Raw genomic sequence first — 26,389 nt, 5'->3', positions numbered from 1 at the left:
TAAAAAATGAAGACTCCGCTGTTACCTAACCGTTTTCGCCAAGATTTGCTGCAGGGGAAAACGTTGATTGGCTGCTGGTGTGCGCTGGGCAACCCGATTTCAACTGAAGTGCTGGGGCTGGCGGGATTCGACTGGCTGGTGCTGGATGGAGAGCATGCGCCTAACGATATCGTGACGTTTATTCCTCAGCTCATGGCGCTGAAAGGCAGCCACAGCGCGCCTGTCGTTCGTCCGCCGTGCAATGAGCCAATCATCATCAAGCGACTGCTGGATATCGGGTTCAATAACTTCCTGATTCCTTTCGTGGAAACGGCGGAAGAAGCCGCGCGTGCGGTCGCGTCAACCCGTTATCCGCCAGCGGGTATCCGCGGCGTTTCCGTGGCGCACCGTAGCAACTGTTATGGCACCGAACCGGACTATTTCGCCAAGATTAACGACAACATTACCGTCGTAGTGCAAATCGAAAGTCAGGACGGCCTCGACAACCTGGATGCAATTATTGCCGTAGACGGCGTAGACGGCGTGTTTGTTGGCCCGAGCGACCTGTCTGCGGCGCTGGGCTACCTCGGTCAGCCTAATCATCCTGACGTGCAGAAAGCGATCCGCCACATCTTCGATCGTACTGCTGCGCATAACAAGCCGTGCGGCATTTTGGCTCCGGTTGAAGCCGATGCGCGTCGCTATCTGGAATGGGGCGCAAGCTTCGTTGCGGTCGGTAGCGATCTGGGCGTGTTCCGCAGCGCAACACAGGCGCTGAGCGACAAGTACAAGAAGTAATTCAGTCATTCCGTGCGAATCGGATCCGCCATGAGGCGGGTTCATCGTGAATTGAAGTGATATCTACATCAGACAATGAGGTTAGGGCGATGAAAATTGGTTTTATTGGATTGGGCATCATGGGAAAACCGATGAGTAAAAATCTGCTGAAAGCAGGTTACTCATTAGTCGTGATGGATCGAAATCTGGACGCGGTCGCGGAAGTGGTTGCGGCGGGCGCTACGGCGGCTGAAACGCCGAAACAGGTTGCGGAGCAGTGCGATGTCATCATCACTATGCTGCCTAACTCTCCACACGTTAAAGAAGTGGTGCTGGGTGAAAACGGCGTCATCGACGGTGCGCGTGCCGGAAGCATTGTGGTGGATATGAGTTCAATCGCCCCGCTTGCCAGCCGTGAAATTGCTACCGCACTGGCGGCGAAAGAGATCGCTATGCTGGACGCGCCAGTCAGCGGCGGTGAGCCGAAAGCGATCGACGGCACGCTGTCCGTGATGGTCGGTGGTGACAAAGCCCAGTTTGACCGCTGCTTTGAGATTCTGAAATCCATGGCGGGTTCTGTTGTACATACCGGTGATATCGGCGCGGGCAACGTGACCAAACTGGCGAACCAGGTGATTGTGGCGCTGAACATTGCCGCCATGTCTGAAGCGCTGGTGCTGGCGACGAAAGCTGGGGTTAACCCGGATCTGGTTTATCAGGCGATCCGCGGTGGATTGGCGGGCAGCACCGTGCTGGATGCGAAAGCGCCGATGGTGATGGATCGTAACTTTAAGCCGGGTTTCCGCATCGATCTGCATATCAAAGATTTGGCGAACGCGCTGGATACCTCACACGGCGTCGGCGCACAGCTGCCATTAACGGCGGCGGTGATGGAAATGATGCAGGCGCTGAAAGCGGACGATCTGGGATCGGCTGACCACAGTGCGCTGGCGTGTTATTACGAGAAGCTGGCCAAAGTTGAAGTTACGCGATAAGCCGTGAAGCGATAGTCACGAGGCTGGCACAGGATGCCAGCCGACTGGCAGATAATCACTCTGATCTACCTACTGGATTTCAGGATCTGCTGCCCTGAACGTTGGCAGGTATAAGCGCCGTTTCATGAGCGCGCGGATTATTGATGCAATCGGAACGTTGATGAAATCGGATCGTTTATGAAAATAGTGATCGCACCGGATTCTTATAAAGAAAGCCTGTCTGCACAAGATGTTGCTACGCAGATTGAAAAGGGATTTCGTGAAATATTTCCCGATGCCTGCTATGTCAAATTGCCCGTTGCAGATGGTGGGGAAGGCACAGTTGAAGCCATGGTCGCTGCGACCGATGGCAAAATTGTGAATGTTAAGGTGACAGGACCGTTAGGCGATAACATCGACGCGTTCTTTGGCCTGTCTGGCGATGAAAAAACGGCTTTTATTGAGATGGCGGCGGCAAGCGGCCTGGAACGAGTGCCTTCGCAACTGCGCAATCCGTTAAAAACGACCAGCTATGGCACGGGCGAGTTGATTCGCTGCGCGTTAGATCACGGTGTTCGACACTGCATCATCGGCATTGGCGGGAGTGCAACCAATGACGGCGGATCGGGCATGGTGCAGGCGCTGGGCGCAAAGTTGCTGGATAAGCAGGGCAAACAGATCGGTTTTGGCGGGGGGGAACTCGACAAACTCGCTCGCATTGATATCAGCGAGCTGGATGAACGTATTAAAAACTGTCGCTTTGAAGTGGCCTGCGATGTGACCAACCCGTTGACGGGGAAACAGGGCGCGTCGGCGATTTTTGGCCCCCAGAAAGGGGCAACGCCGGAGATGATTGAACAGCTGGATAATGGGCTGAAGCATTATGCGGCGGTGATTCGCCACGATCTGGACATGGACGTGGAACACGTTCCCGGTGCGGGGGCGGCGGGCGGTATGGGGGCGGCGCTACAGGCTTTTTGCGGCGCTGAGCTGCGTCAGGGCATTGAGATTGTTACAGAAGCGTTGGGGTTGGATGCGCTGGTACGAGATGCCACGCTGGTGATTACCGGGGAAGGGCGCATCGACAGCCAGACAATCCACGGTAAAGTGCCGATTGGCGTGGCGCGGATCGCCAAACAGTATAACAAACCGGTGATTGGCATTGCTGGCAGCCTGACGGCAGATGTCGGGGTGGTGCATGAACATGGCCTGGATGCAGTATTTAGCGTGCTTTACAACATCTGCTCACTAGAAGAAGCGCTGGATAATGCGGCAGAGAATGTGCGGATGACGGCACGTAATATCGCCGCCACGATCCGACTGGCGCAGTCTGTGTCGCGATAATGCGATGGCGCTACGGTTAGTCTAGAACCTTTTATCTACATCAGACTGAGGGACGGTTTCGTGCGCCACAATACGGCTATTTCATGCTACTTCGCAGCACGCGCCCGACACGGGGCGCTCAGTCGCCGCCGCCCCGTGACCCCAGGCTTTCGGCGGGAATTATGCCGCTAACGCGGTGCCTTCGTCGGTATCTGGCTTAACGGACCGCTTGCGACACGTTCCCGACGTGGCGCAAGCTTTCGCCGCGTCCTGCGGCTCATCCGAAGCCCGCTATCTCCTCAGCATAATTTTTTACGCCTGATAACAGCAAAGCGCACGAAACTGTCTCCACAGCCACATAAAATATGACGAAGAGACAGGGCTATGCTGGGGATATTGATTACGAATGCATAGGTTTGATATGCGGCTGGGCGGCTTTGTTAACGTTGTCGATTTCGTCCAGCAGCTCTAGCCATTCGGGTTCCAGATCGCTGGCGTGAATGCCTTTACGCAGCTGTTGTTCCAGATAGCGGCAGATGCGTTGCAGACGCGGAACGCCGCTGTAGCTGCAACTGCCGTGCAGTTTATGAACCAGCTCGATGATGTCATCATCCGTCTGCCCCTTCAGCACGTTTTCTATCTTCCGCTGAACCTCTGGCAAGAAATCCAACAGCATTTGCAGCAGGTCGCGCGCCAGTTCCGGCTTGTTGGCCGCCTGTTGCTGCGCCAGCGCCCAGTCGAGTGATAGCTGGCTATCGTCGTGCTCGTTCAGTAATCCCGTCATCTCGCCCCGATTGCGCTTCAACGGATCTTGCCGTGCATGACGCGTCAACACGCTTTTCAGCATCTGTTCGTCTATCGGTTTCGCCAGATAGTCATCCATACCCGAACGCAGCAGATGCTCACGTTCACCCGTCATGGTCTGCGCCGTCACCGCGATGATAGGCGTGGTGGCATGGTGAGGGATCTGACGGATCAGCTCACTGGCGCAAATGCCGTCCATACCCGGCATCTGAATATCCATGAGAATAATGTCGCACTGATTCAGTTCTGCCTGTGCAATCGCATCTTGTCCGCTTTCGCACAGGATAATCGTCTCGACCTGCTCTTCCAGCAGCGTGCCGATCAGTTTCAGATTAGCTGGATTGTCATCCACCGCCATCACCCTCAACGGTAAACGGGCTAGATGGCGTGCGGCACTCTGATGCGATGCAGTATCGTCCGGCAGAAAAGAGAACTGGAACAGCGTGCTGTCCTGTAGCAGCGGCAGCAGGCGTGAGGCGGCGAGCGGTTTGCTCAGGCAGGCATGGACGCCGAAGGTTTTCAACTGCTCGGCATCCATTTGCGCCAGGCTGGGCAGCGCCAGAATCACACAGGGCGAGCGGCGGCAGATATCGCGCAGTCTGGGCGTGTAGTCGAGCAGCGTATTACGGTATTGCACGGGAATACCGAGCAGCAGGATATCAAATTCCCCTTCTGGCAGTTGCTCAAACGTCGGGCTGTAGCTCACGATGAGCGGCGTCTGACTCAGGATATCCAGCGTGGCCTGTGCGGCGATGGGATGGTATTCGACATAGGCCAGATGTTTGCCTTGCAGCATCGTGTAGGCGGGTTCGGTCGGTATCGCGTGCGGGTTGAGCGGTAGCGTGATGTGGAACCAGAAGGTCGATCCCTTGCTGAGTTCGCTCTGAAAACTGATGTCGCCACCCATTTCTTTGACCAGACGTTGGGTGATGACCAGCCCGAGCCCTGTACCACCATGACGGCGTGAAATGCTGGTGTCGGCCTGACGGAAAGCCTGGAACAGCTGCGATTGCTGCAACTCGGCAATACCGATGCCGGTATCGCGTATTTGCACCTCTAACTGCACCTGATGAAGTTCCTGACGACGCTTCTCCACCCGAATATCGATGTTGCCCTGTTCGGTAAATTTAATCGCGTTGCCCAGCAGGTTGGTGATGATTTGCTGTATCCGCAGCGGATCGCCGACAAACTGTTCGGGCACGTCATTTTGAATACTGAGCGTCAGCTCCAACCCTTTTTCATGTGCCGTGTGCGCCAGCAGCATCACAACGTCGTCCAGCGTGTTGTGCAGCGAGAACGGAATATCCTCCAGCACCAGCTTTCCTGCTTCTAGCTTCGAGAAATCCAGCACATCGTTAATAATATTCAGCAAGTTATTGGCGGACCGCTCGATGGTGAGCAGATAGTCCGTCTGTGTCGTGTTCAGCGGCGTTTTCAACGTCTGGCGGGTGAAACCGATCACGCCATTCAGCGGCGTTCTCAGTTCGTGCGACATATTCGCCAGAAATTCAGACTTGATGCGGGCGGCTTCCTGCGCGCGTTTTTTAGCCAGATCCAGCTCGACATTCTGGATCTCCATCTGCTCCAGCGTTTCCCGCAGATCGTAGGTTGCCTGATCGATATTTTGCTGCATTTCTTCGTGGTAGGCGGTCAGCGACATCGCCATCGAGTTGATGCCGTTTTTCAGCATATCCAGCTCGCCGAGCATGTAACCTTCGACCCGGCTATCCAACTGCCCACGACGAATGCGATCGACGGTATCCACCATATTGCGAATCGGGGTGGTGACATCCCGCATTAGACGATAGGCAAAGATGACGGCGGCGCCCAAAGATAACAGCAGCAAGAGCGCGGCAATGAAAATTTCCTGATACTGCTGAAGCCGAATGGTGCTGGTATCCAGCTCGATCACCAGATAGCCGAGAGGTGTCGCGGTGCCGGGCAGCACGGGCGTTGTTCCGCCCTGCATGAATTCGCTGTCAGTGACGATCGGCATGTGCAGAATCAGCGCGTCATTCGTGTGATGCAGGTGCAGCTTATTGTGTGCAAGCGCATCGCTGCTGAGCGACTGTAAGGTTACATTGTTGCGGACGTTGGTGGTGGCGAGGAGCTGATTACGCGCATCGAACACGCTAATGGTACGAATAATCGCGGAGTGACGGCGATGAAGCGTATTGATTAACGCGGGAATTGTGTCCATCTGGCGATGAGTAATGGCATAAGCGCTGATGGTCGCCAGCGGCTCAATGATGCTGGTGCCCGAATCGGCCAATTGCGACTGCAACTGATTGTAACGATGGATGACGAAGAACGAACTAAGCAGCAGCCCGATCATCAACGTCGGTGCCAAAATCAGTATCAACATCCGTGCACGAAGACTGTATTTGGTCATGGGGTTCCAATGTGGGAGAATTAGAGGATGCTGAGCACCCAATGATGTAATTAGTTATCGGGTACTGCATGTACCGGTTACAGCCGTTCAACTCAAGAGATCAATCGATAGTACATTATGGCGCAATTCTACTCTCCAAACCGGCGTGTGACGACCCGGAAAGCAATTCCTGCTAAGAACCTCACTGTTACGGTCACGTCGCTTGATCCGTTTGGGCAGGGGGTGGCGCGTCACGAAGGCAAGACGGTGTTTGTCACGGGTGTACTGCCGGGAGAGCAGGCCGAGATCCAACTGACGGAAGAGAAGCGTCAGTTTTCGCATGCAAAACTTAAACGCCTGCTGACGCCTAGCCCGCAGCGCGTTACGCCGCCGTGCCCGCATTTTACCCGCTGTGGTGGCTGCCAGCAGCAGCACGCGGACATCGCGCTGCAACAGAGCAGCAAAACGGCTGCATTGATGCGTCTGATGACGCGGGAAACGGGCGCTGAGCTGCCAGAAGCCTCGCTGATTGCTGGCACACCTTATGCCTATCGGAGGCGCGCGCGGCTTGCGTTATACTTTCAGGCAAAAGAACAGCGTCTGTTGATGGGCTACCGGCAGTCAAATTCTCACGATCTGGTGGATATCAAAGCCTGTCCGGTGTTGCGCCCCGAGCTTGAAGCACTGCTGCAACCGCTGCGCGATTGCCTGAGCCGATTAAAGGCGGTGAAGCGCCTTGGGCATGTGGAGCTGGTGCAGGCGGAGAACGGTCCGCTGCTGGTGCTGAGGCACCTTGATCCACTCCATTCATCGGATCAGCAGGCGCTGCGTGATTTTGCGCAGCAGCAGGGCGTTTCGGTTTATCTGGCACCGGATGCCGATTCGCTGACGTGTCTACAGGGTGAAGAGCCGGTTTATCACGTTGCCGGGCTGACGCTGGCCTTTAGCCCGCGTGATTTTATTCAGGTCAATGATGCGGTGAACCAGCAGATGGTCGCGCAGGCGCTGACATGGCTGGATGTGCAACCGCAGGATAGAATATTAGATCTGTTTTGTGGCATGGGTAACTTCACGCTACCGTTGGCACAGTGTGCCGCCAGCGTCGTTGGTGTAGAAGGGGTAACCGCGTTAGTTGAGAAAGGACGCGAGAATGCCCAACGCAATGGGCTGTCCAATGTCACATTTTTTCACCAAAATCTTGAAGATGACGTCACGCAGCAGCCGTGGGCAGCTCAGGGTTTTGATAAGATATTACTTGATCCGGCACGTGCTGGCGCGGCAGGCGTGATGGAGCAGATAACCAGACTGGCACCTGAACGGGTGGTGTATGTCTCCTGTAACGCCACGACGCTAGCACGCGACAGCAAAGTATTACTGGCAGCCGGTTATCGGCTGGCGAATGTCGCGATGCTGGATATGTTTCCACATACCGGTCACCTTGAGTCTATGGCACTGTTTTTGCACGATACCGGCACGCGAAAGGCGTAATAGGCAGCAAAGCGGCGTCGTTTGCAAGGTGAAGGGTAACGTAGGGAGAAATTATGGTTGCGGTAAGAAGTGCGCATTTGAATACGGCAGGTGAGTTTGTCCCTGACGCGTGGATTGCTTCACTGGGTATTTCCAGCCAGCAATCGTGTGAACGTTTAGCCGAAACCTGGCGTTACTGTGAGCAGCAAACGCAAGATCACGCCGATGCATCGCTACTGCTGTGGCGCGGCATTGAAATGGTAGAAATCCTCTCCACGCTGAGCATGGACAATGACAGCATGCGCGCGGCGCTGCTCTTTCCGCTGGCAGACGCGAACGTGGTGGATGAGGCGACGCTGGAAGCCGCGTTTGGTAAAAACATCGTTGATTTGGTGCATGGCGTGCGCGATATGGATGCAATCCGCCAGCTCAAAGCGACGCAGAATGATTCCGGTGCGTCTGAGCAGGTCGATAACATCCGCCGCATGCTGCTGGCGATGGTGGAAGATTTCCGCTGCGTGGTCATCAAGCTCGCCGAGCGGATCGCGCACCTGCGTGAAGTGAAGGATGCCCCGGAAGAAGAACGGGTATTGGCGGCCAAAGAATGTACCAATATCTATGCGCCGCTGGCTAACCGCTTAGGTATCGGCCAGCTAAAGTGGGAGCTGGAAGATTTCTGCTTCCGCTACCTGCATCCTGATGAATATAAAAAAATCGCCAAGCTGCTGCACGAGCGCCGTATCGATCGTGCGCAGTACATTGACGATTTTGTCAAAACGCTGCGCAACGCGATGAAAGAAGAGGGCGTGCAGGCGGAGATCTATGGTCGTCCCAAGCATATCTACAGCATCTGGCGCAAGATGCAGAAGAAAGCGCTGTCGTTCGATGAGCTGTTCGATGTCCGTGCGGTACGCATTGTCGTTGAGCGCTTGCAGGACTGCTACGGGGCGCTTGGTATCGTGCATACCCACTATCGCCATCTGCCGGACGAGTTTGACGACTACGTCGCTAACCCCAAACCAAACGGTTATCAGTCCATCCACACGGTGGTGTTAGGGCCGGGTGGAAAGACGCTCGAAATCCAGATTCGTACGCGACAGATGCATGAAGATGCCGAACTGGGCGTCGCAGCACACTGGAAATACAAAGAAGGCACCTCCGTGGGCGGGCGTTCCGGTTACGAAGGCCGCATTGCCTGGCTGCGTAAACTGCTTGCCTGGCAGGAAGAAGTGGCGGATTCGAATGACGTACTGGACGAAGTTCGCAGCCAGGTGTTTGACGACCGGGTTTATGTCTTTACGCCGAAAGGCGATGTGGTGGATCTCCCTACGGGCTCCACGCCGTTGGATTTTGCCTATCACATCCACAGTGATATCGGGCACCGCTGCATCGGGGCGAAAATCGGCGGACGTATCGTGCCGTTTACCTACCAGCTGCAAATGGGCGATCAGATTGAAATCATCACCCAGAAGCAACCGAACCCAAGCCGTGACTGGCTGAACCCGAATCTGGGGTATATCACCACCAGTCGCGGACGTTCGAAGATTCAGAACTGGTTCCGTAAGCAAGATCGCGACAAGAATATTTTGGCGGGACGGCAGATTCTGGATGACGAACTGGCGCATTTGGGTGTCAGCCTGAAAGCTGCGGAAAAACTGCTGTTGCCACGTTACAACGTGAATTCGCTGGATGAGCTACTGGCTGCTATCGGCGGCGGTGATGTTCGTCTGAACCAGATGGTGAATTTCCTGCAATCGCAGCTGAAACAGCCGAGTGCGGAAGAGCTGGATCGCGAAGCGCTGCGCCAGCTGACGCAAAAATCGCATCAGCCAGCGGCACGTAACACCAAGGACAACGGTCGCGTGGTAGTGGAAGGTGTGGGCAATCTGATGCACCACATTGCCCGCTGCTGCCAGCCGATTCCGGGTGATGAGATCACCGGGTTTATCACGCGCGGACGCGGAATTTCGATTCACCGCGCCGACTGTGAACAGTTGGACGAACTGCGCGCCAGCTCGCCGGAGCGCATTGTGGATGCGGTATGGGGCGAAAGCTACTCCAGCGGCTATTCGCTGGTGGTGAGGGTGATTGCCAACGATCGTAGCGGCCTGCTGCGAGATATCACCACGATTCTGGCGAATGAGAAGGTTAATGTACTGGGCGTCGCCAGCCGCAGCGACACCAAGCAGCAACTGGCAACGATTGATATGGATATCGAGATCTACAACCTGCAAGTGTTGAGCCGCATTCTGGCGAAGCTCAACCAACTTCCAGATGTGATCGATGCGCGGCGCCAACAGGGGGCGTAAATGGTGGTTTCACCATCTGCCAGTTGAAAACCTTGGCGGGTGTGGTGAACAGTTTCGTGCGTGATTAGCCATATTGTTCTTTGTGGCACCATTGCCACGCCCGACTGAGGGATGCTCAGACGCCGCATCCCTCAGAACCCTGGCTTTTGGCGAGAATTGTGCCGCTATGCGGTTCCTTCGATGAACATGCCCGCTGTCGAGCCACCTGTGACGCGTTCCCGACGCGGCACAGGCTTTCGCCGCATCCATGCGGCTCACTCGGCGGTCATGTGCATCTCAGCACAATTTTCTACGCCGTTTAAATGAAGATAGTGATGTCTTTGCGCTTTTAAGCACAAGTTAGCTACCGTATTTTGCTATTTTCACACAAATTTTTTCAGGAATATTATGACTGTACCTTTGACGAATTTATCCTCCGTCGAGCGCCTGCTCGCCATCATGAAAACCCTGCGCGATCCTGAAAATGGTTGTCCGTGGGATAAGAAACAGACGTTTGACACCATCGCGCCTTATACGCTGGAAGAAACGTATGAAGTGCTGGATGCCATCAGCCGTCAGGATTTTGATGATCTGCGCGGTGAGTTAGGGGATTTGCTGTTTCAGGTGGTGTTTTACGCGCAAATGGCGCAGGAAAAAGGCTTGTTCGATTTCTCCGATGTCTGTAACGCCATCAGCGACAAGCTGGAACGCCGTCACCCGCATATTTTCGGCGATCTGACGCTGACGGACAGCGATGCCGTGCTGGCAAACTGGGAGCAGACCAAAGCGCAGGAGCGGGCGGAGAAAGATCGTCATTCGCCGTTGGATGACATTCCTGATGCGCTGCCTGCCTTAATGAAAGCGCAAAAAATTCAGCAGCGTTGTGCCTCTGTTGGCTTCGATTGGGACAGCCTGGGGCCGGTGCTCGATAAAGTGTACGAAGAGATCGACGAGGTGATGTTTGAGGCGCGGCAAGCCGTTGTCGATGAAGAAAAATTAGGTGAAGAGATTGGTGATTTATTGTTCGCCACAGTCAATCTCTCTCGTCATCTGGGGCACAAGGCTGAGAATGCGTTACAAGCGGCAAATCGCAAGTTCACTCGTCGTTTTCGCGAGGTAGAACAAATCGTTACGGCATCGGGAAAAACGCTGGAACAGGCGACGCTGGATGAAATGGAAGCCGCATGGCAGCAGGTGAAAAAACAGGAAATAGGCCATTAATCCATTTTTAATCACAAACCCTGTTTTTATCTATTTTAGTGAGTTTATTTTATTGTTATTAAAGGTAATTATTGGTTGTGGTGAGGGCGGTTTTACTTCGCCTTCGAGGGTGTTGGAATCGCCACATTGTGTAAAACGAACATTTGTGGCGTTCATCAGGTTCAGGTATACTACTTTCCCGTCTTGGTACCTCCATCGTCTTTAAACCTAAACTCTCAGGTTCAGCATGACAACTAATTATATTTTTGTGACCGGCGGGGTCGTTTCCTCTCTGGGTAAAGGCATTGCCGCAGCCTCTCTGGCGGCTATTCTTGAAGCCCGTGGCCTCAACGTTACCATCATGAAACTGGACCCGTACATCAACGTGGATCCGGGCACGATGAGCCCGACGCAGCACGGTGAAGTGTTTGTCACCGAAGACGGCGCCGAAACCGATCTGGACTTGGGTCACTACGAGCGGTTCATCCGCACCAAAATGTCGCGCCGCAACAACTTTACCACTGGCCGTATCTACTCTGATGTCCTGCGCAAAGAGCGCCGTGGCGACTATCTGGGCGCGACCATTCAGGTGATCCCGCATATCACCAACGCGATTAAAGAGCGCATCATTGAAGGTGGCGAAGGCCACGATGTCGTTCTGGTAGAAATCGGCGGTACCGTCGGCGATATCGAGTCTTTACCGTTCCTTGAAGCGATTCGGCAGATGGCGGTGCAAGTGGGCCGCGAACACACGCTGTTTATGCACCTGACGCTGGTGCCGTATCTGGCGGCGGCGGGCGAAGTGAAAACCAAGCCGACGCAGCACTCCGTTAAAGAACTGCTTTCCATCGGTATTCAGCCTGATGTGCTGATTTGCCGTTCCGACCGCACCGTGCCGGCCAACGAGCGTGCAAAAATTGCTTTATTCTGTAATGTGCCGGAAAAAGCAGTAATATCCCTTAAAGACATTGATTCGATTTATAAAATCCCGTCGCTATTGAAATCACAGGGGCTGGACGATTATATTTGTAAACGATTCAGCTTGAACTGTCCCGAAGCCAACCTGTCAGAATGGGAACAGGTTGTGTATGAAGAAGCGAATCCGGGCGGTGAAGTCACTATCGGTATGGTCGGCAAATATGTTGCGCTGCCGGATGCCTACAAATCCGTTATTGAAGCCCTGAAACACGGCGGGTTGAAGAACCGTCTGACGGTGAATATCAAGCTGATCGACTCACAGGATGTTGAAACCCGTGGTGTCGAAGTATTGAAAGATTTAGACGCTATTCTGATTCCGGGCGGTTTTGGCTATCGTGGCGTCGAAGGGAAAATCATGTCGGCGCGTTACGCCCGTGAGAACAATATCCCTTATCTGGGCATTTGCCTGGGGATGCAGGTCGCATTAATGGAATTTGCCCGTAACGTTGCCGGAATGGAAGGCGCAAACTCAACGGAGTTTATGCCAGACTGTAAGTATCCGGTGGTTGCGTTGATCACAGAATGGCGTGATGAGAACGGCAATGTTGAAGTCCGTGATGAAGCAAGCGATCTGGGCGGCACCATGCGCGTTGGTGGGCAGCAATGCCATCTGACCGAAGGCAGTCTGGTGCGTCAGATGTACGGTGAGCAGACGATTATCGAACGTCACCGTCATCGTTATGAAGTTAACAACATGCTGTTGAAACAGATTGAAGCGGCGGGATTACGGGTTGCTGGTCTTTCCGCCGACCGCAAACTGGTGGAGATTGTTGAATTACCCGATCATCCCTGGTTCGTTGCCTGTCAATTCCACCCGGAATTCACGTCAACGCCGCGAGATGGACATCCCCTGTTTGCCGGCTTTGTGAAAGCCGCTGGCGCGTACCAGAAGCGTCAGGTGAAGTAAGAGTTATATCAGCAACGCGCGATCGCTATCGCGCGTTGTTCGTCTAGGGTTTTAGTTCTATCTAAAGTTTTAGTTTAACTTGTACTGAGGAAAATCTAATGTCCAAAATTGTTAAAGTCATCGGCCGTGAAATCATCGACTCACGCGGAAACCCAACTGTTGAAGCGGAAGTTCATCTGGAAGGTGGTTTTGTAGGTCTGGCTGCTGCGCCATCAGGAGCTTCTACTGGCTCTCGCGAAGCACTGGAACTGCGTGACGGTGACAAATCCCGTTTTCTGGGCAAAGGCGTAACGAAAGCCGTTGCTGCTGTTAACGGCCCGATTGCTCAGGCTGTACTGGGTAAAGACGCGAAAGATCAGGCGAACATCGACAAGATCATGATCGACCTGGACGGTACTGACAACAAATCCCAGTTCGGTGCTAACGCTATTCTGGCTGTTTCTCTGGCTGCCGCTAAAGCCGCAGCAGCGTCAAAAGGCCTGCCGCTGTATGCTCACATCGCTGAACTGAACGGCACCCCAGGCAAATACTCTATGCCACTGCCAATGATGAACATCATCAACGGCGGCGAGCACGCGGATAACAACGTTGATATCCAAGAGTTCATGATTCAGCCTGTTGGCGCGAAAACCCTGAAAGAAGCCATCCGTATGGGTTCTGAAGTGTTCCACACCCTGGCTAAAGTTCTGAAATCCAAAGGTATGGGTACTGCTGTTGGTGACGAAGGTGGCTATGCGCCAAACCTGGGTTCCAACGCCGAAGCGCTGGCTGTTATCGCTGAAGCGGTAAAAGCAGCAGGCTACGAGCTGGGCAAAGACATCACTCTGGCGATGGACTGCGCAGCTTCTGAATTCTACAAAGACGGTAAATACGTTCTGGCTGGCGAAGGCAACAAAGCGTTCACCTCTGAAGAATTCACCCACTTCCTGGAAGATCTGACCAAACAGTACCCAATCGTTTCTATCGAAGACGGTCTGGACGAATCTGATTGGGCTGGCTTCGCTTACCAGACTAAAGTTCTGGGCGACAAAATCCAGCTGGTTGGTGACGATCTGTTCGTAACCAACACCAAGATCCTGAAAGAAGGTATCGAGAAAGGCATCGCTAACTCCATCCTGATCAAATTCAACCAGATCGGTTCTCTGACCGAAACGCTGGCTGCGATTAAAATGGCGAAAGATGCAGGCTACACGGCTGTTATCTCTCACCGTTCAGGCGAAACTGAAGATGCAACCATCGCTGACCTGGCAGTAGGTACAGCGGCTGGACAGATCAAAACCGGTTCTATGAGCCGTTCTGACCGCGTTGCTAAATACAACCAGCTGATTCGTATCGAAGAAGCGCTGGGTGATGCTGCACCGTTCAATGGCCTGAAAGAAGTTAAAGGCCAGTAATTACGTCTCTGGCGTTATCAGGTCGCTGAGAAAGCGGCCTGATACGCGCCCAGCGTGATTAACTATAAAAATCCAGAAGCGTGAAAACGTTTCTGGATTTTTTTATGGCGGACATCCTTGTCCGCCACCCTGCGGGCCGTTGCTGCGCAACGTTGAAAGCGCCCGAATTGCCAGTATTAATTAAGCTAACTGTTTGAGAATCGCTTTAGCGACCACTTCCGAGCTGGCCGGGTTCTGACCGGTGATCAGCTTGCCGTCTTCAACGAGGTACGGTGCCCAGTCTGGGCCTTTTTCGTAGAGCCCGCCGAGTTTCTTGAATTCATCTTCGATCAGGAAAGGTACGACGTCCGTCAACTGAACCGCCGCTTCTTCACCGTTGGTGAAGCCTGTCACTTTGCGGCCTTTAATCAGCGCGTCGCCATTTTCTGCTTTCACGTGAATCAGTACGCCCGGCGCGTGGCAGACAAAACCGGTCGGCTTGTTGGCGCGCACAAAGGCTTCGATGAGCGCGATAGAGACCGGCGATTCTGCCAGATCCCACAACGGGCCGTGACCGCCGGGATAGAAGACCGCATCGAAATCCTGTTCGCTGACGGTATCCAGTTTTACCGTATTCGCCAGTTCCTGTTGCGCAGCCGGGTCTGCTTTAAAACGGTGCGTCAGTTCGGTTTGAAAATCGGCCAAATCGCTTTTCGGGTCGAGAGGCGGCTGGCCGCCAGCAGGGGAGGCGAGCACCAGCTCGGCACCTGCGTCTTTAAAGGTGTAATAAGGGGCGGCAAACTCTTCCAGCCAGAAGCCGGTTTTATTACCCGTGTTGCCCAGTTTGTCGTGAGAAGTCAGTACCATTAAAATTTTCATCATTTTTCTCTCTAGGGTTGCAGGATGATCGGGTGAATAGACGCCGGTTACCCTTTCAGGGCAGCGACAATCGCGTCTTGTTTCTCATGGTAAGGCGCACGCAGTGTCAGGTTAGACGCGCCATCTTCACTTTGTATGACAATCGGTTTGGCGTGGCTGAAACGACGGAATCCGTGAACGCCGTGATACGCGCCGATGCCGGATGCGCCAACGCCGCCGAATGGAAGTGTGTCGATCGATACATGCGTCATCACATCGTTGATGACCAGCGCGCCTGATGTCGTTCTGCTGGCGAAGCGTTGCTGCATGGCCTCATCGTTGCTGAACAGATAGGCCGCCAGCGGACGTGGATGCGCATTGATGTAGTGAATCGGTTCCTCTGCCGCCTGGTAGGTTTTGATGGGCAGCAGCGGGCCGAAAATTTCTTCCTGCATGATCGTCATCTCATCGCTTACGCCGAACACCAGATGCGGAGCAATCTTACGGCTTTTGGCGTCGTAGGGCGCTTCGCCTTCCGGTGCCAGACTGACGACGGTCGCGCCTTGCTGCTCAGCCTCTTTCAGGATGCGGATCAAACGCTCGTAATGCCTGTCAGCAATGATAGACGTGTAATCCGGGTTCGCCTGTAACGTCGGGAAACTTTTCTGCATAAAGGCTTTCGCGGCATCGCGGAAAGCCAGCTCCTGACCTTCGGGCAGGAGAACATAGTCCGGCGACAGGCAGATTTGTCCGGCGTTGAAGGTTTTCACCGTCAGCGTGCGTTCAACGGCTTCAGTGATATCCGCGCTGCTATCAATTACGACCGGTGATTTGCCACCCAGCTCCAGCGTGACCGGCACCAGATTCTCTGCCGCCGCGCGCATCACCTGTTTCCCAACGGCGGTGCTGCCGGTGAAGACCAGATGATCGAACGGCAGTTCGCTGAATGCCTGACCGATTTCTGCATCACCCAACACCACGGCCAATTCCAGCGGATCAAAATAATGGGCAATCAGTTCTGCCAGCAGTTCAGACGTACGCGGCGTGAGCTCTGACGGTTTCAGAATTGCGGTATTACCGGCGGCAAAAATGTCAGCCAGCGGGCCGAACGACAGATTCACCGGGAAGTTCCACGGGCTGATCACGCCGATCACGCCCAGAGGCTGATGTTGAATCCATGCCTGCATGCCGGGAGCGGGTTCATCCACGGGTTCTGGCTGCATCCAGCGTTCAACGTTGTCGATGGCGTTCTGGAGTATTTTCAGCGTGATGCCGATGTCGGCGGCGAAAGAGTGATACAGGCTGCGATGGCCGAAATCGTCACTCATGGCCTGCGCGAGTGCCGCATGGTTTTCACGGAGCAGGTTGATGCTGCGTTGTAAGCGATCTTGACGAAGTGCGGCATCGGCGGGGCCAGAGGCAATGTGAGCGCGCTTCATCGTATTCAGGATAGCGTGTAAATCCTTTTTGGATTGTTGTGTCGACATGTTTTGTCTCCTTTTCGTCGTCGAGTACCAGAGAAAACAGAAAGTTAGCCGGGGTTTCCGGGTCACTTAAGATGGGGTAAAGAATACGGCAGGGGTTGATCCGCTCGCCAACAAGATTATTATTCGAGGGGTATAAATAATTTTATGGGCATAAAATCTATAGGTATCGTATGTCACTTATCCGTCTACGCACGTTTGTGGAAGTCTATCGGCAGCGCTCAATTAGTGGCGCGTCACGCGCGCTCAATCTGACCCAGCCAGCGGTGTCGCAGCACATTGCCGGGCTGGAGGTGGCGGTGGGACGTCGTCTCTTTGAGCGTCAGGCAAATGGTGTAACGCCAACGTCGGCGGCAGACGACTTAGCGGCGGATCTGGGGGACAAGCTCGATGAGGCCGAGGCGGCGCTGGCTTCCGCCCGCGCAAGATCGATGGACGTCGCGGGGACGCTGCATATCATTGGCCATGCGGATTTCATGGCCGAAGTGGTGTCGGAACAGCTATTGCCGCTGCTTGAGGCGGGTGTGCGGGTACATATGCATACCGGCGACGGCGATTTGATTAAACAAATGCTGCTTGAAGGACATTGCGATCTGGGCATAACGGCGCACCCGGTGACGGATAAACGGCTGAAAAGCGATTTGTTGAAGAGTGCGACATTACAGGCGGTAGCGGCGCCTGCGATTGTCGAACGACTATTGCAGACGGGCGATCTGCCGCAGGCGCTGGCGCAGGAACCGATGCTGGCGTATGACCTTGAGTTTCCTCTAATCGATCACTGGTTGAAGAAGAACCGCATGGAGGAGAAGGGACTGGTGCCTGCCGTGGTGAGTCAGGATCTGCGTGCGCTGCGTCGCGTGCTAACCAGTGGATTTGGCTGGACGGTGATGCCGGTGTATTTATGTCAGGACCTGCTGGATACGGGGGAACTTGCCATTATTCCGCCTCCCGTTGGCACAACGCAGCTGGATTACTATCTGGCCTGGGTGCCGGGTGCGCTGCGCCAGCCGCGTTTAGCCCACGCGCGGCAAACCTTCCTGTGGCGACTGCAGCACGCTGAATAGCGCTATTCTCTGCTAAAAAAAAACGCCATTTTTCAAGACATCACAAGGCAACGTCCGTTGGCGACGTTGCCCTTCTTCCCGCTGACTTCCTATCTTCTATCCTGTGATCGCCATAAACGAACTGCTGGTTTCGTTCAGTTAAAATCGCTTTTTATAAAATCTTTGAAGCGGATCGCACCAATCTTCCCTGTGCTGCCAGCGCGGGGCGCGTGGTGGCAAAAGCGCAAAGGTTTTCACGATCGCCGGGCGCTACCGTATCAGCGTGACACCTTCATAATTAAAAATGTTCGGGGAAGGATGGCGATGAAAACGCGTAAGATCGGTTTGGCTAACTATTTAGCCTACGGTTCAGGGGACTTTCTTGGTGCGGGTACCACCGCGCTGACGGCTGCCTGGTTACTCTATTTTTACACCACGTTCTGTGGCTTAACGCCGATTGAGGCAACGTTTATTTTTGCGATGGCGCGCGTGCTCGATGCCGTCGTCAGCCCGCTGATGGGCTTCCTGACCGATAACTTCGGTTCAACCTGGCTGGGCAAACGCTTTGGCCGCCGTAAGTTCTTTATTCTGCTCGGTATTCCCTTCGTGTTCAGCTACAGCTTCATGTGGGTTGGGGATATGAGCTATTGGTACTATCTGCTGACGTACCTGCTGTTCGATATCGTCTATACGATGGTGCTGGTGCCGTATGAAACGCTGGTGCCGGAAATGACTGACGATTTCAAACAGAAGACCAAGTTCTCCGGCGCACGCATCGCGCTGGCGCAGTTGTCTGCGATTTTGGCCGCGTTTCTGCCGGGCATCCTGCTGGGCTATTTTGGCAAAGACAACGCCATTTCCTTCTTCTATTCGAGTCTGGTGTTCTCCGTTATCTGTGCGCTGGTGCTGACGCTAGTCTATTTCTTTACCTGGGAACGGCCACGCGATCAGATGTCGGAAGCGTCGCTGCGGGCGGAGAAAGAGCGCCAGTCTCTGACGTTAGGCCAAAGCCTGAAACGGCTGAACGTTGAGCTGGTTTCCACGCTGCGTATTCGTATTTTCCGTCAGCATCTCGGAATGTATCTGGGCGGGTATATCGCGCAGGACGTGTTTAACGCCGTATTCACCTACTACGTGGTCTTTGTGCTGATGCAAAGCCCGACGATGGCGTCTAACCTGATGGGAACGATGGCGATTCTGCAATTCATCGCGGTGATCGGCATGATTCCGCTGTGTATTCGCTTTGGGCCAGCCCCGTCTTACCGCTTGGTCGTGTGCCTGTTTGGCGTGAGTGCGCTTTCCTACGCGGTCCTGTGGTACAGCGACCTGCATGACACCTTCTCTCTGCTGCTGTTGATTTCTGCGCTGGCGGGCATCGGGCGCGGTGGGATCAATTACGTGCCGTGGAACACCTACACTTACATTGCGGATGTGGATGAAGTGATCACTGCACAGCGTCGCGAAGGGATCTTCGCCGGGATTATGACGCTGACTCGCAAAGCCTCTCAGGCTGGTGCAGTGATGCTGGTGGGCGTGGTGTTACAGCTCTCCGGCTTCGTATCCGGGCAAAGCGTACAGGCACCGGGCGTCAGCCACACGATTCTGATGATTTTGAGCTTCGGCACCGTGGGTGTGCTGGCGCTGGGCTTCCTGGTTTCTCTGCGCTTTAAACTCAACCTGCAAACGCACAGCGTGCTGCGTGAAGAGACGCTGAAAATGCGTGAAGCCGGGCGTCCTGTGCCGGAGAAGATTACGCCGCAGGCGCGGGCAACGGTCGAAATGCTGGCGGGTATGCCGTATGAATCGCTGTGGGGCAACAACAATATCGGCTATCTGAACCGCCACAAAGGCGACAAGCCGGTCACGCACGCCACGCAGCCGTAACTGTATTGAACTGTTAACTGATAACTCAATTGGATGAATGACTATGACCGTATTCAGTGTAAAACATAGCCCGCTTTTACGTCAGCCAGAACGCTTCATCTCCCGCGAGGATCTGAAGGCGCTGATTTGCCGTATCACCGACAATCTGGTGAATATTGAGGATAAAACCGGTGAGTTCTTGTTACGGCTGGACGATGGTCGGGTGATTGATACCAAAGGCTGGGCGGGATGGGAATGGACGCACGGCATCGGGCTGTACGGAATTTATCAGTATTACCAGCAGACGGGTGACGAGCAGATGCGCGCCATCATCGACGACTGGTTTACCGAACGTCTGGCGGAAGGTACGCCAACGAAGAATGTGAACACCGTGTGCCCGTTCCTGACGCTGGCTTATCGCTATGAAGAAACGGGCGATGCCCGCTGGCTGCCGTATCTGGAGCGCTGGGCGGAGTGGGTGATGTATGAAATGCCGCGCACGGACAAGCAGGGCTTGCAGCACATTGTTTATAACAATGAAAACCACCAGCAGCTGTGGGACGACACGCTGATGATGAGCGTGCTGCCGCTGGCGAAAATCGGCAAGCTGTTAAATCGACCGGAATTTGTAGAAGAAGCCACGTATCAGTTCCTGCTGCACGTGCAATACCTGATGGATCGCGAAAGCGGCCTGTGGTTCCACGGCTGGACGTTCGAAGGACAACACAACTACGCTAAGGCTCGCTGGGCGCGTGGCAACAGCTGGCTGACGATCGTTATTCCTGAATTTATCGAACTGCTGGATCTGCCAGAACACAACGCGACGCGTCGCTTCCTGTTGCAGGTGCTGGAAAGCCAGATTGAAGCATTGGCGAAATATCAGGATGACAGCGGCCTGTGGCACACGCTGATCGACGATCCGAATTCGTACCTTGAAAGCTCGGCAACCGCCGGTTTTGCCTACGGTATCCTGAAAGCGGTACGCAAACGCTACGTCGACCCGAGCTACGCTGAGGTGGCGGAGAAAGCGATTCGCGGCGTGATTAATCACGTCAATAAGGACGGTGAGCTGATGCAGGTGTCATTCGGCACCGCGATGGGCAACGATCTGGATTTCTACCGCAACATTGCGCTGACCTCCATGCCGTACGGACAGGCGATGGCGATTCTGTGTCTGGCGGAATACCTGCGGGTATATCTGTAAAGGGTTATCGCAACTCTTATATCCAAATGCTGCGAGTTTTTATGGTTTGGCCGTTATCCGGCGTGAAAATTATGCAGCGGTGCGCTTGACCGCCGAGTGAGCAACAGGACGTCGCGAAAGCCAGCGCCATGCCGGGAGCATGTCGCTGGCGGCTCGAAAAGCGGGCATGGGCACCGATGGGACCGCGTAGCGGCATAATTTAGCCGGAAGCCTGGGTTCGTAGGGCGGCGGCGACTGAGCCGCCCTGCGTCGGGCGCGTGTACGGTATCGCATACAAGTGGCGGTGGTGTGGCGCACGAAAGCCTCTCTTAACCTGCATAGGTTGCGTCTATTTCCCGCCCGCCAGGTCGATAAAATTCCCAGTGACATAGGACGCGTCGTCCGATAACAGCCAGCCTATAGCTTGCGCGACCTCCATCGGGTGACCACCCCGTTTCATCGGCAGCGAATGCTTGATGCGATCGACTCTTGCCGGTTCCCCACCGTCAGCGTGCATATCGGTATAAATAAAACCGGGGCGCACGGCGTTAACGCGGATGCCCTGATCGGCGACTTCCAGCGATAAGCCAATCGTCAGCGTATCAAGCGCACCTTTTGATGCCGCATAATCAATATATTCATGCGGTGAACCCAGCCGGGCGGCGGCGGATGACACGTTGACGATAGCACCGCCTTTTCCGCCATGACGGAACGCCATACGCTTGACCGCTTCCCGAGCACAGAGAAAACTGCCCACTGTATTGGTCGCAAAAATGTCGTTAAGTCTCCCGGCATCAAGCTGTTCAATGGTGGCTTGAGGTTTGAGTATCGCGGCGTTATTCACCAGACCCGTGAGGCAGCCAAGTTCTTTATCTGTCCGCTTAAAAAGCTCGATAACCTGCTCTTCATCGGCGATATCGACCTGAACGGCGATGGCGGTTCCACCGCTAGCGCGAATCTCTTCGAGGAGGCTATTCGCACTGTCCTGCTGGGTGCGGTAGCCGATGCAAATCTTGTGACCTTTTCCTGCCAGATAGCGCGCCGTTGCGCGGCCAATGCCGCGCGAACCGCCAGTAATTAACGTAATGAATTCCATTCTGCCCCTTAGTTTTTTAGCCCCGCCATACTGTAATTCGCTGGGAGCCAGCGATAGCCGTTTGGTTTACCGTTAGCATCATACACGGCTTTAACCTGGCCTAAACCGGGGAAGGAAATGTGTGCCGCCCCAATCCACTCATTATTGCGTGCGGCCTCTGCCAGAATCTGTAAACGCGCTTCTGCGGCTTTATCCATATTGCGATCGAAATCGATCGTGGTCAGGGGGCGAGGAAATTGTACGGCTTCGGCATGGATCGTATCGCCCCAGAGCGTCAGCTTTTGGCCGTCACTTTCGATCTGATAAAGGCTGTGCCCCGGCGTATGTCCCGGTGCTGGCACGGCTGTAATGCCAGGGAAAAGCTGCTGTTTGCCTGCGAAGGTTTTCAGCCGGTTGGCGGCAAGCACGGGTTGCAATGAATCTTCAGACTGCCCGAACGTGTGTTTCTCGCTATCCCGCACATGGTCGCTGTTAGCTGGGTTGAGCCAGAAATCTGCATCTTTCTGGTTAACATAAACGGTGGCATTAGGGAAAACCAGCTTGCCGTCACGCGAGACGCCGCCGGAATGGTCGGCATGAATATGGGTCAGCAGAACGGTATCGATCTTCTCGGGCGGATAGCCAGCGGCGCGCAGGTTGTCGGGGAGTTTTCCACCCAGTTTACCGAATAGTGGCCCAGCTCCCGTGTCTACCAATATCAGCTGTTTACCCGTATTAATGAGATACGCATTAATGGAGGTTTCAGCCTGTGGCTGGAGATTCTTTTGCGCCAGTAGATGTAGCATTTCCTCATGGGAAATATGGGTGAGCAGCTTATCCAGTGGAATAGTGACCGTGCCGTCAGAAAGGGCCGTGATTTCAAACTGGCCTAGCATCATCCGGTAATAACCCGGTGCCTGCGTTCTTTGCTGAGGCACCGATTCTGCCTCGGCTAAAAGAGGCGTTCCCGCCAGTAAAACGACCGATAATAACGTTTGTTTCAGAAGATTCATTTTCATCGCACACTCTTGGAAGGTGATCCTGCTTGTCAGGGACTGGAACGATTATTCTGCTGGCGGTACTATTGTTCAAATTGATTAATTTGATACTGCCTATCATGGAAAATGATTTTAGCGGCGTGGATTTAAATCTGCTGGTGACATTTCTGGTGTTGTATCGTGAGAAAAGCGTCTCTGCGGCGGCGGATAAGCTGCATTTGGGGCAGCCTGCCGTGAGTGGGGCGCTGGCACGTTTACGCACGCTGTTTGACGATCCGCTTTTTATCCGTACGGGACAGGTTATGCGCCCGACGGCGCGGGCGGATTATCTGGCGACCCAGCTGTCGCCCGCTTTTGAACACTTGCAGTCGGTTCTGGGCGAACCCGAGAAGTTTGATCCGTTAACCGATTCACGCATGATCACGCTGGGAATGACCGATTGGGTGGAAATATGGCTAATGCCGCTGCTGCTGAAACGGCTCAAAGCGAAGGCACCCGATTTGCGCATCAACCTTGTTGCTACCGATCCGTTTTTGGATGTGGATCGGCTGGAAAATGACAGCGTCGATCTGGTGATTTCTGTTGCCAGTGCACAGGCAGGCTGGCTGAAGCAGCGTGCCTTGCTGTCGTCAGGGTTCAGAGCACTTTGGCATCCGCAGCAGCTTGATTTGCCGCGTCCTCTTCCTTTGGCCGTATACAGCCAGCAGCGCCATTTATTGGTGACCTACCGTGAACGCGCACATGGCATCGTGGACGACATGTTAGAAAAACAGGGCATGACGCGGACGATTCATTACACCACGCCACATTTCTCCGCTCTGCCGGGAATATTGCAGCAAACGCCGTCAATCGCTACCGTGCCGGAAAAGCTGGCGACGCAGTGGTGTCAGTATTATGGTTTGATCGACAGCCCGGTACCGCTTGCGTTACCGACCTATACGCTCTCGGCGCTCTGGCATGCCAGACAGGACAGTAATCCGGCGATAACGTGGCTGTATGGGCAAATTGCTGAGGTGGTGGCAGAGCAGGGGACGGAACCGCCCCCTGCTTGAGTGACGGCAAGGAGATTATTGCGATAATCCTGCCACACTGTAATTCGCCGGAAGCCAGCGATAGCCGTTGGTGGTGCCGTTGCGTTCCAGACGCGTGCCAACGTGGCCGATGCCGGGGAAGGGCAGGTGAGCGCCTGCAACCCAGTAACCCTGGCTGGCGGCGTCGGCCAGTGCTTTATTACGGGATTCCGTCGCCTGATCCATATTTGAGTCAAAGCTGATGGTGGTCGCCGGTAAACTCATTTGCACCGCTTCCGCATGAATGATGTCTCCCCAGGCCAGCAGTTTTTTGCCTTCGCTCTCGATCAGAAAAGACGTGTGCCCCGGCGTATGTCCCGGACTCGGAATCGCGGTGATGCCGGGTAGCAATGTTGCCTGCTGAGCTGGGAATGTTTTCAGCTTGTTCTCTTTGCGAATAGCATCAAATGTACTTTGCACGCGTTGGAACGCCGCCTTTCTGTTCTCTGGTGCATTCTTCAGGTTATCTGGGCTGAGCCAGAAGTCGGTTTCTGGCTGGCTGACATACACGGTAGCATTTGGGTAGCTGAGTTTCTTGTCTTGCACCAGACCGCCAAAATGGTCGCCGTGCAGGTGAGTCATCAACACGGTATCGACCTGTTCAGGTTTGTAGCCCGCCGCAATCAGATTCGGCAACACTTTTCCGACCGTAGGGTTGCTCTGCTTGCCGTTGCCTGTGTCTATCAAAATCAGGTGTTTGCCGGTATTGACTAAATAGGCGTTGATAGAGGTTTCCACCTGCGGCGTCAGCGATTTCTCTGCCAGCAGTTCGGTGATTTTTTCCGGTGGGGTGCGTTGTAACAGTTTATCCATCGGCATGGTGTTGGTGCCGTCAGACAGCGCGGTAATTTCGAACTGGCCCAGCATCATGCGGTAATAGCCCGGCTGAGTTTTAATCTGCGCGATATCCTGCGCCTGTGTAAATGCAGGCACAAAGGCGCTTGAGACGAGTAATAAGGCTAGAGGTTTCAATAACTTCATTTATTCTTGTCCTTGTTAATAATGAAACGTATGAAAGCAGGTGAAATCGTAACAACAGATTGATTATTGACGCGCGGGGCGAATTACTCAACTGTCCCTGATGTAGTGTGTTCCAGCTAAATTTGCCAGCGCGTAGCTGGCGTCCTGCAACGCGAATGATTTAGGGTATACTGCATTTTTAAGTGAACGAGACAGTGAAAACCATGCAGTACCCGATTAATGAAATGTTCCAGACGTTACAGGGCGAAGGCTATTTTACCGGTGTGCCGGCGGTGTTTGTGCGCCTGCAAGGGTGTCCGGTAGGCTGTAGCTGGTGCGATACCAAACATACCTGGGACAAACTGGCAGAGCGGGAAACCTCATTGGATCAGGTGCTGGTAAAAACGGAAGAAAGCGATGCCTGGGGCGCGGCGAGCGCGGACGACATTCTGGCGCTGATGGCGCAGGAAGGCTACACGGCACGCCACATTGTGATCACCGGTGGTGAACCCTGCATCCACGATTTGGCACCGCTAACGCTACAGTTGGAAAAGCAGGGTTTCAGCTGCCAGATCGAAACCAGCGGCACGCATGACGTGCGCTGTTCGCCCAAAACCTGGGTGACGGTATCGCCGAAGGTGAATATGCGTGGCGGTATGAAAGTGCTCGATCAGGCGCTGCAACGGGCGGATGAGATCAAACACCCGGTGGCGCGTGAGCGTGACATTGAGGCGTTGGATGCATTACTGGCGCGGCTTGATGATGATAAGCCGCGGATTGTGGCGCTACAGCCGATCAGCCAGAAAGACGATGCGACCAAACTGTGTATTGAGACCTGCATCGCTCGCAACTGGCGGCTGTCTATGCAGACACATAAATACCTGAATATTGCCTGATATTCACCTACTGATAATAGCGACCCATCGTAGCGGCGTGAGAGAAGGATGCTCACGCCAGACTACAGCACCACCACTTCTTTATTACTCGCCTTTATAGACGCAGCCAGCAGTACAGGTTTCTTTCACCATCACAGCGCTGAGCAGCGGTAATGTCGGCTTCAACTGGTGCCAGATCCAGTGCGCCAGCACTTCGCTGGTCGGGTTTTCCAGACCGGGGATCTCATTCAGATAGTGATGATCCAATCGTTCCCACGTAGGTTTGAACGCGGCTTTCAGCTCGGAGAAATCCATCACCCAGCCGGTATGCGGATCCACTTCACCGGTAATTTCCAGTCTCACCATGAAAGAGTGCCCATGCAGCCGCCCGCATTTGTGGCCGTCTGGTACGTGGGGCAGATGATGCGCGGCTTCAAACTGAAAATCTTTAAATAGCGTAGTGACCATAGCGATGTTCCCGGTTTCGTTCTGAAAAAGGGGCTTTCAGAACATAGTATGCAAAAAACCGTCGCATACTA

General features: G+C 54.3%; 20 protein-coding genes. 13 read left to right on the top strand and 7 right to left on the bottom strand.

What is annotated here, in order from left to right; translation table 11 throughout:
- The first annotated feature begins 6 nt into the window (after nucleotides 1–6).
- From garL to BUB06_RS09915, 3 genes are all read left to right on the top strand, one after another.
- A complete protein-coding gene (gene garL / locus BUB06_RS09925) occupies nucleotides 7–777 on the top strand; it encodes a 2-dehydro-3-deoxyglucarate aldolase (protein WP_010309153.1) in 771 nt (256 codons plus the stop codon).
- A 59-nt stretch (nucleotides 778–836) separates the two neighbouring features.
- A complete protein-coding gene (gene garR, locus BUB06_RS09920) occupies nucleotides 837–1,751 on the top strand; it encodes a 2-hydroxy-3-oxopropionate reductase (protein ID WP_256712453.1) in 915 nt (304 codons plus the stop codon).
- A 177-nt stretch (nucleotides 1,752–1,928) separates the two neighbouring features.
- A complete protein-coding gene (locus tag BUB06_RS09915) occupies nucleotides 1,929–3,074 on the top strand; it encodes a glycerate kinase (RefSeq protein WP_039470248.1) in 1,146 nt (381 codons plus the stop codon).
- 379 nt (nucleotides 3,075–3,453) lie between these two features.
- Here the strand turns inward: BUB06_RS09915 and barA are convergent, their stop codons facing one another.
- On the bottom strand, nucleotides 3,454–6,249 hold the full coding sequence (gene barA, locus BUB06_RS09910; RefSeq protein ID WP_039470249.1) for a two-component sensor histidine kinase BarA: 2,796 nt from the start codon (nucleotides 6,247–6,249) through the stop codon (nucleotides 3,454–3,456).
- A gap of 117 nt (nucleotides 6,250–6,366) precedes the next feature.
- On the opposite strand from barA, the gene rlmD reads away from it, so the two are divergent.
- From rlmD to eno, 5 genes are all read left to right on the top strand, one after another.
- Nucleotides 6,367–7,716 carry a 23S rRNA (uracil(1939)-C(5))-methyltransferase RlmD gene (gene rlmD / locus BUB06_RS09905; RefSeq protein WP_039470250.1) on the top strand — a complete coding sequence of 450 codons (1,350 nt, stop codon included), beginning with the start codon at nucleotides 6,367–6,369 and terminating at the stop codon, nucleotides 7,714–7,716.
- Nucleotides 7,717–7,769: 53 nt separating this feature from the next.
- Nucleotides 7,770–10,004, top strand: a complete 2,235-nt coding sequence (gene relA, locus BUB06_RS09900; RefSeq protein WP_039465996.1) for a GTP diphosphokinase — start codon at nucleotides 7,770–7,772, stop codon at nucleotides 10,002–10,004.
- A 387-nt stretch (nucleotides 10,005–10,391) separates the two neighbouring features.
- Nucleotides 10,392–11,204, top strand: a complete 813-nt coding sequence (gene mazG / locus BUB06_RS09890; RefSeq protein WP_039470252.1) for a nucleoside triphosphate pyrophosphohydrolase — start codon at nucleotides 10,392–10,394, stop codon at nucleotides 11,202–11,204.
- A gap of 226 nt (nucleotides 11,205–11,430) precedes the next feature.
- A complete protein-coding gene (gene pyrG, locus BUB06_RS09885; RefSeq protein WP_010305827.1) occupies nucleotides 11,431–13,068 on the top strand; it encodes a glutamine hydrolyzing CTP synthase in 1,638 nt (545 codons plus the stop codon).
- A gap of 98 nt (nucleotides 13,069–13,166) precedes the next feature.
- On the top strand, nucleotides 13,167–14,462 hold the full coding sequence (gene eno, locus BUB06_RS09880; RefSeq protein WP_010305823.1) for a phosphopyruvate hydratase: 1,296 nt from the start codon (nucleotides 13,167–13,169) through the stop codon (nucleotides 14,460–14,462).
- A 180-nt stretch (nucleotides 14,463–14,642) separates the two neighbouring features.
- Here the strand turns inward: eno and BUB06_RS09875 are convergent, their stop codons facing one another.
- On the bottom strand, nucleotides 14,643–15,320 hold the full coding sequence (locus tag BUB06_RS09875; RefSeq protein ID WP_010305804.1) for a type 1 glutamine amidotransferase domain-containing protein: 678 nt from the start codon (nucleotides 15,318–15,320) through the stop codon (nucleotides 14,643–14,645).
- Between the two features lie 47 nt (nucleotides 15,321–15,367).
- Complete coding sequence (locus tag BUB06_RS09870) at nucleotides 15,368–16,786, bottom strand: coniferyl aldehyde dehydrogenase (protein WP_039470254.1); 1,419 nt, start codon at nucleotides 16,784–16,786, stop codon at nucleotides 15,368–15,370.
- 170 nt (nucleotides 16,787–16,956) lie between these two features.
- Here BUB06_RS09870 and BUB06_RS09865 point away from each other — a divergent pair, with 170 nt between their 5' ends.
- From BUB06_RS09865 to bglB, 3 genes are all read left to right on the top strand, one after another.
- A complete protein-coding gene (locus tag BUB06_RS09865) occupies nucleotides 16,957–17,847 on the top strand; it encodes a LysR family transcriptional regulator (RefSeq protein ID WP_039470255.1) in 891 nt (296 codons plus the stop codon).
- A 303-nt stretch (nucleotides 17,848–18,150) separates the two neighbouring features.
- Nucleotides 18,151–19,710 (top strand): MFS transporter, encoded by a 1,560-nt coding sequence (locus tag BUB06_RS09860; protein ID WP_039470256.1) that lies wholly within the window; start codon nucleotides 18,151–18,153, stop codon nucleotides 19,708–19,710.
- Nucleotides 19,711–19,753: 43 nt separating this feature from the next.
- The gene (bglB, locus tag BUB06_RS09855) at nucleotides 19,754–20,893 is read left to right on the top strand and encodes a beta-galactosidase BglB (protein ID WP_039470258.1); all 1,140 of its coding nucleotides are present in this window, start codon (nucleotides 19,754–19,756) and stop codon (nucleotides 20,891–20,893) included.
- Nucleotides 20,894–21,221: 328 nt separating this feature from the next.
- On the opposite strand, the gene BUB06_RS09850 is transcribed toward bglB, so the two are convergent.
- A complete protein-coding gene (locus BUB06_RS09850; RefSeq protein WP_039470259.1) occupies nucleotides 21,222–21,968 on the bottom strand; it encodes an SDR family oxidoreductase in 747 nt (248 codons plus the stop codon).
- A gap of 8 nt (nucleotides 21,969–21,976) precedes the next feature.
- Nucleotides 21,977–22,966: an MBL fold metallo-hydrolase gene (locus tag BUB06_RS09845; RefSeq protein WP_080726756.1), complete on the bottom strand. Its 990-nt coding sequence runs from the start codon at nucleotides 22,964–22,966 to the stop codon at nucleotides 21,977–21,979.
- 98 nt (nucleotides 22,967–23,064) lie between these two features.
- Here BUB06_RS09845 and BUB06_RS09840 point away from each other — a divergent pair, with 98 nt between their 5' ends.
- Entirely contained in the window at nucleotides 23,065–23,997 is a 933-nt protein-coding gene (locus tag BUB06_RS09840; protein WP_039470989.1) for a LysR family transcriptional regulator, read from the top strand.
- A gap of 15 nt (nucleotides 23,998–24,012) precedes the next feature.
- Here BUB06_RS09840 and BUB06_RS09835 read toward each other — a convergent pair whose 3' ends face one another.
- Nucleotides 24,013–24,996: an MBL fold metallo-hydrolase gene (locus BUB06_RS09835; protein ID WP_039470260.1), complete on the bottom strand. Its 984-nt coding sequence runs from the start codon at nucleotides 24,994–24,996 to the stop codon at nucleotides 24,013–24,015.
- A 203-nt stretch (nucleotides 24,997–25,199) separates the two neighbouring features.
- Here BUB06_RS09835 and queE point away from each other — a divergent pair, with 203 nt between their 5' ends.
- On the top strand, nucleotides 25,200–25,871 hold the full coding sequence (gene queE, locus BUB06_RS09830) for a 7-carboxy-7-deazaguanine synthase QueE (protein WP_039470261.1): 672 nt from the start codon (nucleotides 25,200–25,202) through the stop codon (nucleotides 25,869–25,871).
- Nucleotides 25,872–25,955: 84 nt separating this feature from the next.
- On the opposite strand, the gene queD is transcribed toward queE, so the two are convergent.
- The gene (gene queD / locus BUB06_RS09825) at nucleotides 25,956–26,318 is read right to left on the bottom strand and encodes a 6-carboxytetrahydropterin synthase QueD (protein WP_039470263.1); all 363 of its coding nucleotides are present in this window, start codon (nucleotides 26,316–26,318) and stop codon (nucleotides 25,956–25,958) included.
- Nucleotides 26,319–26,389: the final 71 nt, after the last annotated feature.

It is taken from the genome of Pectobacterium carotovorum (assembly GCF_900129615.1).
In the GTDB taxonomy this organism is placed as follows: domain Bacteria; phylum Pseudomonadota; class Gammaproteobacteria; order Enterobacterales; family Enterobacteriaceae; genus Pectobacterium; species Pectobacterium carotovorum.
This window is presented reverse-complemented; position numbering and strand designations above follow the sequence as displayed.